Source organism: Aminobacter sp. J41, from assembly GCF_000526635.1.
GTDB lineage: Bacteria > Pseudomonadota > Alphaproteobacteria > Rhizobiales > Rhizobiaceae > Aerobium.
The window spans coordinates 1-2,220 of sequence record NZ_JAGL01000084.1; the positions used below are offsets into that span (position 1 = coordinate 1).

At 62.4% G+C, this 2,220-nt stretch carries 3 protein-coding genes; 1 reads left to right on the forward strand and 2 read right to left on the reverse strand.

What is annotated here, in order from left to right; translation table 11 throughout:
* Positions 1 to 337: 337 nt before the first annotated feature.
* Entirely contained in the window at positions 338 to 559 is a 222-nt protein-coding gene (locus L630_RS0120510) for a hypothetical protein (RefSeq protein ID WP_034331225.1), read from the reverse strand.
* Between the two features lie 224 nt (positions 560 to 783).
* On the reverse strand, positions 784 to 1,281 hold the full coding sequence (locus L630_RS0120515) for a ferritin-like domain-containing protein (RefSeq protein ID WP_024850038.1): 498 nt from the start codon (positions 1,279 to 1,281) through the stop codon (positions 784 to 786).
* Between the two features lie 201 nt (positions 1,282 to 1,482).
* On the opposite strand from L630_RS0120515, the gene L630_RS0120520 reads away from it, so the two are divergent.
* Complete coding sequence (locus tag L630_RS0120520; RefSeq protein ID WP_024850039.1) at positions 1,483 to 1,779, forward strand: DUF2934 domain-containing protein; 297 nt, start codon at positions 1,483 to 1,485, stop codon at positions 1,777 to 1,779.
* Positions 1,780 to 2,220 lie beyond the last annotated feature (441 nt).

The window sequence follows — 2,220 nt, forward strand, 5'->3', positions numbered from 1 at the left end:
TCCGGAAAGGGGTTGGTCTCGCAACCAGACCCTACCGGAAAGCGCCGATGACCGCCGCGCTACCCAGCTACACCACGTCCGGGGACGTCACCTCTCAAGGCCAAACGGTCCCCTAGCATCAGTCGGTCACCAGAAGCACAGCCCAGTAGTCAACATCAAAAAAGGTGGCACTCGATTGAGGCGTACCTAGTAAAAAAATTTGCAACCGATAAGAAGCTCGCGAAATTTGAACGCGATCCTGAGAAATTCTTCAAAGATTCGAAGTTTCCGTTGGCAAAATTGTGGGCCTTGGCGCGTTAAGACGCAACAGAAGCGGGGCTGGAACAAGCTCCGCTGCTCACCGTCCCTGATGCTCCGAGTCCTTCTCGGACGAGGGATGCTTCCTGCGCGCGGCGAGAGCGCGCTGCAGCTTGAGGGCGAGGTCCAGAAGACGTTCGGGGACGGGTTCCTTCTCGATCTCGCGCAGGAGGAACTCGAACTCGCCTTCGCCTTGCGCCGGGCTGCTCTTGTTGCCTGAAGCCTGGCTATCCTGGATGCCTGATTTATTCAGTTTCGGCATTTCCTGCCCCACTGTCGTACGGCCACCCCCGCCTTGATATTTCAGCGAATCGCGCGCGGTTCAAGTACCCCACCAGCAAACGCCGGAAATTCCGGCAATTTTGCGCTGGTGTGGCGTCCTGACACCACTTTTCGTGTACTTTTTCCCCCGTTTGACCCTTTGGCGGCGCAAAACTCGTCCGCCAGGCTGGAAAGCGGCGCGGCCGGGGCCGCGCCTTTTCGGGGTCAGGCGGCCTTGGCGCGCTGATTGGCGGAAGCGTCCGCGAGCGCGGTGAGATCCGTGTCGGTCTTGCTTTCTTCCTCAAGGGTCTGCTCGAGGAGGGCAACCGCATCGTTGAGGCCGAGTTCCTGCGCCCAGCGGCGCAGCGTGCCGTAGCGGGTGATCTCGTAGTGCTCGACGGCCTGGGCCGACGAGATCAGGCCGGCGTCAAGCGCAGCGGTGCCCTTGAACTCGTCCATGATCTCCTCGCCCTCGGAGATGATGCCCTCGATCGCGTCGCAGGTCTTGCCGCGGGCCGGCTTGCCAAAAATCTCGAACACCTGCTGCAGGCGCTCGATCTGGCCCTCAGTCTCCTCGCGGTGCTTCTCGAACGCGGCCTTGAGCTCGTCCGACTGAGCGGCGCGCTGCATCTTCGGCAGCGTCTTCAGGATCTTGCGCTCGGCGTAGTAGATGTCCTTGAGGGTGTCGTGGAACAGATCTTCCAGGGTCTTTTCCTTGGCCATTCTTGTTTTCCTTTTTCTTGAGAAATTCGGGCCGGTGTTCCGGACCCTACCAACGGGCGTGCAGGGCCATTGTTCCGCCTGGCCGGTGAAATCGCCTGCGGCGGGGGAATGGGGGGCGAGGCGAAGGCTGCATCATCCTCCAGAACAAAACCGCGCGATCGCAGTTGGGATGGTTTTCGAGGCAAGCCAGGACCATCGACGATGACAGACATCGACCGGGAAGAACGCATCCGCATCCGCGCCCACGAGATCTGGGAGCGGGGAGGCAGGCGCGAGGGGGAGGAGAAGGACAACTGGGAACAGGCGCGGCGCGAGATCGAGATGGAGGAGGAGGACGCTGCCGGCCTGAAGGACGCGGTCACCGAGACGATCGGCCTTGCCGTCGGCCAGGAGCCTGACGAGCCGCAACCCGGCGCGCAGCATTCGCAGGAACCCGCCGAAGGCAGCCGCGAGACGGTGAAGAAGCAGCTGGCGAGAAAGAAGAAGCAGGTGGGGTGAGGGGAGGAGCGGAAGGCGGAGGGGGCGCGAGTGCGGGGATTTTCGTCTTACCTGCGTGCTCTTGGCCTGGTGCACCCCCACCCCTAACCCCTCCCCACAAGGGGGAGGGGAATGTTGATCATCTCAGGCGACTCAGCCTTCGTCAGCGGCTTTATAGCCCGGAGTTTGACAGGCACTGCGGCTTTGAGCGGCTTCGGTGTCCGCGACAAGGTTTTCGCCTTGGCCAGGAGCCGGACGAGCCGCAACCCGGCGCGCAGCATTCGCAGGAACCCGCCGAAGGCAGCCGCGAGACGGTGAAGAAGCCGCTGGCGCGGAAGAAGAAGCAGGTGGGGTAGGGAAAGAAGGGGCGCGGCGGAAGGAGCGGATGCGGAGTGAGTTGCGCCGCCGCCGTGATTTTCGTCTTTCCTCTGCGCTTTCTCCTAGCTTGGTGCCCCCCCCCCC